Genomic DNA, 9,510 nt, shown 5'->3' with positions numbered 1-9,510 from the left:
TGTCGCCAATGTCAGATTACACACTGAATTACACAGTGTGTAATTTCCACCAGAAAGGCAAAGCCCCGCTGTTGCGGGGCTTTTGTTCACTCATTCACTCAATTACACAGTATTTGCTATAAAGAGCAGTGTGCGGCCCTTCTCTTTTACTTGTTGGAGACTGGAGGCGATTCCGCGCCGGAGTTATCGATACCTACCAGCGTAATTACCGGCTCGCCATCTGGATAACGCCACATTGGCACAGAGATGCTGTTTGAGCTGAGAGCCTGCTGCTCACCATTGATGAACCAAAGGTTTTTGGCCATGCGGCCATCTTCATCAGTACAAACGGCTTTTGCCAGCCAGGAGGTTCGACCTACCACAAGCTCCAGCTTGCAGACCGGGGGCTTATTCCTTGCCACCGAGATATCAACCTGGCCTGTTGCTGTGTGCCCCATTGCGCTGGCAACATCCAGTTTCACCGTATACACGCCCTCCTCTTCAAGGGTCGCTCGCCCATAGTCCCCTGAGCTTGATAGCGTCTCCCCGTTGAGACTGAACGTTTTGCTGAGTATCTGGTCCTTGGGATGCCCGCCGGTGATTGATGGTCGGATCAGAACGCCCAGCGGGGCACGATTCGCGTCGTTATCCCCACTCCAGGACAATTTCACATCCCACGGAATTGGCTCCAAAAACTCCATCTCTGTTTCGGCATAGCTGTAGTTGCCCCGCGAGTCGGTGATATGAGCACCGAATGTGTAGATCCCCGGCTCAGTCAGTCGAACGATGCGACTGGTCTGGCTGGAGTCCTTGATCATTTCGAGGCCGGCGTAAGGTGGGATATCCCACTCGATGGTCAAGCCCTCGAACTCTCGGAACAAGCCAAGAGAGCGAGCCGTCATGGTCAAGTCTGCCGGCGCATACTTGGCTGAGTATTTGGTGTTGATCTTCCACTCAGGCCAGTCGTACGACCAGAAAATAAGACGGTGCTGAGTTAGGCCCAAACCGCCTCGATCCTCATACCCATTGATCCAAGATCGGACGCTGATGTAGCTCTCTTCTTTCTCCATGTCCTCCCGAGTTGGGGTGTACTTCACCTCAGTGGAGTCGACGACTGTGCCGTCAGGCAGGATGAACTCACCATCCATTGTCATATCCATTTTCGGGTACGGCATCATCAAGTTGGCGACCCAGGTAGCTTCCTTTCCTACCTCAGGACGGCGCGGCCCGATGATCTGGACACGAGGCGGCCGGACAGGTCTAAACGCAACGCCTGCACGGAGGGTTTTGTAGACGCGCTTATCCTCTGGTGAGTCTGAGTATTTCAGCCTGGCCGTGAGGTACACACGATCAGCAGAGTTGCGGCTCAGTCGGTAGGAGCCTTCCCCTGCGGCCCAGGTTTTACCGCGATCCTCCGACCATTCCACAACCATTCCGGTCGTATCGAGCGCATTACCTTTGAGGTCAGTGAGCGTGAACGTACCGCTATCGCCAATAAACACGTTTGCTGGGCCTTTAAGGCGGGCAACGGGGACGACATAGGCAATAACTTCAACGGTAGGGGTCATGGATTTCGCGCCGCTATGGCGGTTCGTCAACTCTGCCCTCAGAAGATATGTACCCCGCTGAAAGACCATGCTGAGCCGTTGCGGCAGCTTCGCATTGGCCTCAACGTCCTCCCACGTCACACCGCCGTCCTTGCTCATTTCCCAGCGCACGCCACCAAGGTCTCCTGACTGGTAGCGATCGTTGGTGACGGCGTAGAAGCTGCTGCGAAGAGGAGCTGGGCCGATAACCCGCAATGCCTGGATTGAACCATCGAGAGATTCGCCGTTGAGAACGGAAAGCACCATTGGCGAGCCCGACTCCCGAATCAGCTCGTATTCCGGCACAGGAGAGCGAACACGCGCTTCAGCAATAATGCGAACCGCCTTGTTCGTCAGCGATTGCAGATCGATCTCAAACTCAACTTCACCGTTCTCGTCGATGGGCTCCCAATTTGTCATCGGCTCATAGTTCACTCCGGCGGTTGTCGAAAGCAGGCGAATATCCCAGTCGCCCATGCTGCTCAGCCGATATGCATCCTCCATGTAACGGGTGTCTTTGATGGCCACGCGGATTGGAAGGCTGACCGTATCCAGGACAGTTCTTTCGTCGTTGAGAATGACAGGGAGAATTTTGTCGTGAGGCACCGCCAGGAGTGACGCGGTTTTGGTCGTCCTCATCTCTGGCAACGCGGTGTATCCAACGTCAACGGAGTAAGGCGTTACGCTCCACAGGGGAGCCTCGGCTCCCTCGATGTAGCGCGTAAACCGCTGGGCACGACCGTAACTCGGAATCGTAGACCGTTCGATCACTGCATCTGCCCTGTTGATCGCCACGTCCAAGGAGGCTGCGATTGCAGTAACTGATGCGCTCCCAACATAGCCGCCGAGTTGTGAGACTGAATACAGCCCCTCTTTCACCAGGTTGCTTGCCGGCATATCGATTTCGATCGCCGGCGGCTCGATCACGTTTACGGTGTGCTCCCCGTAGCCAATATCGATTTCCTGACCACTCGGCGTAAACATGGATGCCTTCCAGGAGATGTTGTTCGCTCCAAGCAGGGTCATTGTTCCTTCCGCGAGTGGCGTGACGGTGTTGCGCTGCTGGGCCATGCCTTCTGGCATCTGCATCCAACGGATAAGGCACGATGGGCGGCTCGACCATTGCTGAGCCGTCTTTTTCGCAACGCCTTCATTCGCCGTTGCATCACACACAGGGCCATCGGTGTGACGGAGCAACAAGGAAAGTTGCTGCACCTTCTGATAGGCCTCTGCCGGTGCAGGCTTCAGGCCAAAGCGGATCTGATCTGCAACCGGAAGGATCTTCAGGTCACGAGCGAAGCTCGCAACCTTGTGCTTCACGCCGCTAGGGTCAAACACATACGCGGTAGCCTCGATAGCCTGGTTACCCAACGAACTCCCGCCGGCATCCATCATCAGGTTGGCCAAGCTACTAGCGTTGCGCCATTCATCGGGCGTTTTCGTCCAAGTGACGTAGCAAGCACGATCCTGAAGTGCATTTTTCGGCTTCGCGACAGTTTCGCTGGTCAAGATGCTGCATGCCCCATTGCTCGGGCTGAAGCTGATTTGAGCCCGGCCGGACGCTTGCAGAATCTCCCATGTATCAGCCGTCAGTACGCCCTCCGGAGCCCATACGGTTACCGGCACGGAATAGACAGGGCCGGCCATATCGGCGCGACTTAGATAGACCAGCGCCTGGCCATCGACCCCAACATCCAGGCCACCTAAACGGGCCTCCAGCAGATCGGCAGTCATTTTCGTAGGTACCAGACGCATACCGGTGCCTTGAGAAAGCTCACGATGCTCCAGTGTCACCCCAACCTTCGAATCAGGCGTGACGATGGCGATGATCTCGCCGCCGAGAGCCTGAATCACTTCCTGGTCGGGAATTCGGAGCGCATAGCCACCCAAGCGGGTTGTCATTTGGTGCTTCACGGCCGGGATGCTCGGGGCCACTGAGGTAGGCTGAACTTCGCGGTCTTTGAACATCTCCCACGCCGGCAAAAGCTTCAGCACAACATCTTGATCGACATAGAGGCCATCCTGGTCAATGGCACGAATCTGTACTGAGGTTTCAGCCTGGCCATCGGTCTTATAGGTGATGCTCATTCCCTCCACCGTCACGTGGCCATGTGCTGGCTGTTTGACGACTTGCAAGGTGTGCGATCCCCAGTTGTTCGGATCGATCACTTTCAGATCGGCCGTTCCACCGATTCCTGCATACATCTTCACTGTCGAGGGGGTGATACCTGTTGGTGCAAAATTGAACTGAGTAACAGTGACCTTCCCCTCTCCCTCCACGCTGAGCCCTTCCTGGTCCGTGGCGCTGAAAGTGAACGAATCTTCCCCATAGAAACCCGGATTAGGGGTGTACTCCATACGGCCATAGAACACACGGACAGTCCCGTGCGTCGGGTTCGTGAGGATCTTGAACGTATGGCTGTCCCATAGATTGATGTCATGCACCTCAGGATCAACTTGGTCACTCACTTGACCTTCGCGAGCCTGAATGGTTACTCCCGTCCAGGTAGGGGCGTAATTGAACTTCGCGACATTCACAACCGCGGTCGCTTCAGCCCTCATCCCTGACACGTCCTGCACGCGGTACCTGAACTCATCGGGGCCAACGTATCCAGTGTTCGGGGTGTAGGTGAAGCCGGTAGGGGTCGCGACTACAGCGCCCTGGGACGGGCTCGACAGAACTGAATAGGTTTTCTTCTCCCACGCCGCAGGGAAATCCTCTACCGGAGTTGCGTCCACCGATGAGCTTTCGTTGACGCTGACCGTCAGTTTCGTTGTTACAGGCGGCTCTATTACCTGAATGAGCGATTGTCCCTCTTCGAGGGTGATCTTTTTCCCGGTGGTGTCGTAGACGCTAGCCGTCCAGCGGATCGGATACTTCCCGGAACGAGTGAAAACGCCGGTCAACTCAAGAGGATCGAGCGCTTTGATGCTCAGGTCTTTCGGGATGACCGAGAACTCAATCAAGCACTTCAAGGCACCGCCGCTCATGCCAGCACTCTTTGCCGCTGCGTCATCACCAGTGATCGAACACGTTGGGCCCGAGCGCTGCGTCATGGTGACGGATGCAGTCTCAATCGCACGAGTAACACTTTTCTCATGCAGCGATTGGATGAAGGTTGTTGAGCCGGTCGCAGCTTTGACGCTCAGTATTTCCTCACCGCTGCTCAGCAGTACCTTTTCCGTACCCTTGTTGAATACATAGAGGGAATAAGCGACCTTCTGCTGGCCTGCGTCGAGGACTCGCCCTGTCAGCTGAGTGACCGGGTGCGGTGCACCAGAAACCTCTACTTGCTGAAGGCCTCGGGGAATGCTCGTCCACTCAAGCAAGCAGATGGGCGACTTGATGGGATCGGCAGACCTTGCCACCGCGGAAGATGTCGTTAGAGGGCAAATGCTGCTAGCCGAAGCGGACAACTTTACCGTGGTGTCAGTCATTGCCTGTACAGGATTTTTATTGTTGATGCCAAGCGTGACCTTGGGCATCCAGGTATTGATATCGGCGTACACCACAGGAGCATTCGGCGCGGAGGTAGAAATGATCACACCATTACTTCCGGTAGCTCCCTGAGTTACCGGAACAACAGGTAGCGATATCTTACCGCCGGTACTAGTGAAGTTGAGTTGGCTAATCGTTACTGTTGCCCCCGGATTGACGAGAACACCGCCAATCTTTAGGGGTGTTGCTGCGTCAGACCTGAGCGTTGCCAGCAGATCATAAACACCAGAAACTGGCGTACCGTCCGCAAGCTTTAGCTGTTCGCTGTTTATCACCACAGAGCCATCGTTACGATTGAACTCTTTTGGCACCGCAGGGATATTAACGAGACCATTTACATGACCAACGATCCCAGCCATCTTAGGGCTGTAGAGGAACGTGGTTGAGCCAACACCCTTGTTCTGTTGTGAGTCCTGCGCATTGACTCTGAGCGTATAACTCTCTCCAGCCGTTAAGGACGGGAATAGGATCGGGTACTCAAGGCCATAGGTAGTAGCATTGAGCTTGCGGAACGAAAGAGCAATAGATTCGTTAGCCGGCCCCCCAGTCAAGCTAATCGATGTAATCTTTGGTGCGGGGTCTTTATTGTCAGTTACCGTAAAGGTGATTTTGTCGAGTGTATCAATAGAATCACTCACACCCTTGCTTACCGTAACAACTGGCTTTGTCCGATCGCTCTGAAACTTGAAAAGTGGTAGCTTTGTTATTGCGCCTAGATTTTCGCTAGCAACACCAACCAGATCATGGGAGCCTTCAGGCAGGGTTTTCAGATCGAACTCGTATTCAAAATATTCACCAGATGACGATGTGAGTTTTTTGGTAACGCTCAGTGCTGTTCCGCTAGTGTTTTCAAGCCATGCCGTATTGTGACGAAGAGCGTCTTGATACGCGCCTTGCTGCGGTTGTCTGACTTTGAGAGTCAGTATCATCTCCGAAGAGTTATAGGTATAAGACAGGACTGGCAGATACAGGTCGTTCCACCAGACGTCCGCCCATTGGCCGGTTGCACTCAACGTGCCGTCTGCACTTCTCAGCACGCCTTGATCGTGAAGATATCCAGATGTGCCTTTGCTCAGCGGGACGTTGACTGCGATTTCGCATTGGGTCTGCCCGGCAGGAATAGTACAAGTGCCCATGTGAGTAGCCACTTGGTCAAAAGGTCGCGCCTCGACGGTATACCGAACTTTCGAGACGGTGACAGGTAACTCCTGAGGCGTGACTACCCTGGGCGAATATCTCATCCAGCCTTTGTCGCTAAAGTAATATTCGATACGGCTTATTACGGGCGTTTTAGGGGCAGACGGATGCAATACTAAATCGTAATGGATAGTTCCTCGCGTGCCCCACTCGCCAAAGTTATAGAACCTGATGTAGTTAACGTCTTCTGCTCGATATGGAAGCGACCCGACAAGGTAAACATAGGCCGAATCCTCGCCAACAATCTGGTTCTCTCCAAAACTGTTTGTGAAGCGTATACCCCCTTGTCGGTAGGTGTGCCAGTTGCTCTTTGGGATTCTCCATGCAAGCCGTATCGGATTAGTTTTGACATAAGATCCGGCGACATAGGGAACAAACCCCTTTAGGCCTGGCGCGAGAGTAGTTGATACACTTGGGTCATACACACCAAACGGCTCAGTTGGTGCGTTGGCAATGTTGTCAAACATTACCTTCTGACGCTTGGTTACCGTAGAGTTGCCAGCCTTGTCGGTGACAACAAACTCAAGCCCGAAAACCTCATCCAAGTCTGAGTCAGGGAAGAAGTCTGTCCTGTACTGAATCGAGGCTGTTTTGCTTTCCTCAGAAAACAGAACATTATGCTCTTTATACAGAGCACCAGACTCCCTATAGACTTTAGCGGTAACCTTGCTAATTCCCGACGGGTCAGAGAAACCGTCCAAGACGAAGCTCGAATATGTCAAAGCATCGATTGCTGCAAGGCCGAGCTTCCAAACTTCGCCAGTGAGAACGGGATCGCCCCATGTATATGGGCGCGGGGCAAATGTCCCAGCTATTGGGCCAGCGGTATCAATAACGAGGGGAACGTTTTCAGTTTGAACAACAGCCCCAGCGCTGGACAGAATTTCTGTTTTTACGGTGTAGCGTCCATCCGGTAGCTTCGGACTGACAAACTCCTCGGCATAGTAGTTCTCACCGTTGTAAGAAATAACGTCGCTAGCCCCAAGCACCTTGGTGCTTTCCTTTACGAAGACAGGTGTGGCGGCACCGTTAGCAGTCACCGCTATGCGCAGTTTTCGGTCAATACCACCGCTTACCATGAACGATATGCCAGTGGATGGGTTGATAAACCCTGTGCCTGGCTCCGTATTGGTTTGAACCCCTGCACTGTTCGTATAGCCGTATTTAACAAGATCGGCATACGCACCATTGATTGGCACAATTGCCAAAGCGATAGCGCCCAGAAGCGCACCACTCACTTTATTGAGGAACGATGGCCCTCGGGTCTTTGTCGTACCCATCGTGGAACTCCTTTAACTCGCGTTGGCAAGCGAAACCTTAGAGTATGTTTTGTTAGGTCTTGAAACGACCAAATGCGCCTGCTTTCGCAAGGCGCATTTCTGCTCAACCGCCGACATTTCGTTTAATGTTCTACTTGGCAGAATTAGCCTGTGGCGGTTGAACGATTGTGAGGGGACGCAAGGTTGGTGTTGCCTGGGGGGTTCGTGCACCGATCTCCCAACGACGCGCTTCTACCTCGGTATAAATGAAGCCTGGAACATACAAATCGCCTTTCTCATCCTCCCACGGATCAACTGCAATACGCATGACTACAGCCTGCGAGCGGATCGGAAGAGGATTTCTTGCTCTCATCGGCATTGGGGCGTTGTCCGACCCCTCAGCGATAAGCACGCGAGTTGAGCCGGTTCCTGTTGATTTACCACTGTCGGCCTCAACGCTTTCTTGCTCTTGCTTCAGTTGGGTTTTGTAGTCATCACCTTCAGTTGCCGAATAAACATCTTTCGCGGACATGCAAGTAACGCCATTTGGCATGCCTTTACAGGCGTACTCACTTGAGCCTACGTTAAGAAGATTCGTGCAGCCGGTAGTCAATGCAGTAATTGCGCATACAAGGATAAATTGCTTAATCATCACGATTCCCTTAATTGTTTACGTCATTAACTTTTAGAGTTGCTGCATTGAACTTAACGGTCATGCCTTTGTTGACGATAAAGTCAACATCGCGCATTGCATCGATTTCAATAACAGGGAAGATGCTTTCAGCCATTTCGAGATAGAAGTCGGCAATTCGCTCAAGAGCCGTGCCAGCCCCGCTGAAACCGGCCGACTGAAGTGCGTTGCTATCGAATGCCTGCTCGTAAACAGGAGCAACGGTGTCGCCGTTATCGCCAGCGCGAGTGACGTTGATTGTCGGTACCTTTTGAACGTTGAACGCGCTTGCGACCCCCTGCATGAAGCCAGCCATAAGGCTTCTTGCGAGGATTTGGCCCTGCTTGCTGACTAGACGGCCGCGGATGCCTGCCTTCCCATCCTCGCCTGTTGCGTAAGCCTCCAGGCTGGACTCCAGCACCGAACCATCATTGCGTACGCACGACAGGCGCTCCGCTCGCAAATAGGCTCTTTCCGAGCTGAGGTCACCCCAGCCGCCGGCGATCAGAAAGCATTCGCGAAAGTCAGCCCTGAAGCGGTTAGGAAGGATTGCTTCGTTCTTGATGCGGATCAGGCTCGGGAAGGGGTCGCGCTGTGCCTGCTTTCCAGTTGGCGCGTCCATACCTGTGACCAAAACGCCAGACAGGATCGATCCAGCGGGCAGGGTCACAGAAAGCTCCTCAGGCTTGTCGCTCTTCCCCTCGTCTTCCTTGCCCTTTATCACCCGGATCTTAGGCGTTTCCTTTTTCTCGCTTGATCGTGATTTGGGGTCTTCCGGTTGCTCAGGTGGAAGGTTCGAATAAACGTCAGTCAGATCTGCTGGCGAGCTCGTTGCTTTGTTGATGAATGCTGATTCACGAGGGGGGATAGGGGATCTCGCCTGGGTGGCTGTCGAACTACTCGACGAGGTATCACTACCCTCACCAGTGCCTTTCTTTTCGCGTCCAACCCGCGCCAGCTCCTGCTGAAGCAGCTGGAGTTCTTGCTCCAGACCGCTCACTTTTTCTTGCGTATTTTTGAGCTGAACGTCCTTTTCTTTCTGTCCCATCACTCGCTCAAGGCGGTTTTGCTGCGCCTGTAGCTGTCGCAATTGGCTGGCGATGGAGTCCAAGCCCAACGCACGTGGGTCTTCATCGGTGAGGATGGCCTCTACCTGTGGTTTTGCCGCTGCGCGCGCTTTGCGCTCGGGGCTCGCCGCGTTCATGGCGACGCCAACGATAGTACCGACGACCAGAACCGTCCCACCGATGGCAAGCATCAGCTTGCCTCTGGGCGTGAGTTTTTCGAGGAATTGCTGAATCGCTTTCACTGATGGTTCCC

The 9,510-nt window shown here is 53.8% G+C and carries 3 protein-coding genes; all 3 read right to left on the bottom strand.

Annotated features, from left to right (window positions below; translation table 11 throughout):
• Positions 1-146: 146 nt before the first annotated feature.
• Positions 147-7,541: a DUF4165 domain-containing protein gene (locus tag JJD74_RS25985; RefSeq protein WP_181086199.1), complete on the bottom strand. Its 7,395-nt coding sequence runs from the start codon at positions 7,539-7,541 to the stop codon at positions 147-149.
• Between the two features lie 130 nt (positions 7,542-7,671).
• Positions 7,672-8,172 carry a type IV conjugative transfer system lipoprotein TraV gene (traV, locus tag JJD74_RS25980; RefSeq protein WP_181086201.1) on the bottom strand — a complete coding sequence of 167 codons (501 nt, stop codon included), beginning with the start codon at positions 8,170-8,172 and terminating at the stop codon, positions 7,672-7,674.
• Between the two features lie 10 nt (positions 8,173-8,182).
• The gene (locus tag JJD74_RS25975) at positions 8,183-9,499 is read right to left on the bottom strand and encodes a TraB/VirB10 family protein (protein ID WP_147811271.1); all 1,317 of its coding nucleotides are present in this window, start codon (positions 9,497-9,499) and stop codon (positions 8,183-8,185) included.
• Between the last annotated feature and the right edge of the window lie 11 nt (positions 9,500-9,510).

The organism is Pseudomonas sp. MF6776 (genome assembly GCF_016613125.1).
Classification (GTDB): Bacteria; Pseudomonadota; Gammaproteobacteria; order Pseudomonadales; family Pseudomonadaceae; genus Aquipseudomonas; species Aquipseudomonas iridis.
The sequence above is the reverse complement of the archived record's forward strand: the minus strand, read 5'-3'. Positions and strand labels throughout refer to the sequence as shown.

Coding starts and splice junctions, on each gene's coding strand:
- JJD74_RS25985 (WP_181086199.1), bottom strand. CDS start 7,541: ATGGGTACGACAAAGACCCGAGGGCCATCGTTCCTCAATAAAGTGAGT.
- traV (WP_181086201.1), bottom strand. CDS start 8,172: ATGATTAAGCAATTTATCCTTGTATGCGCAATTACTGCATTGACTACC.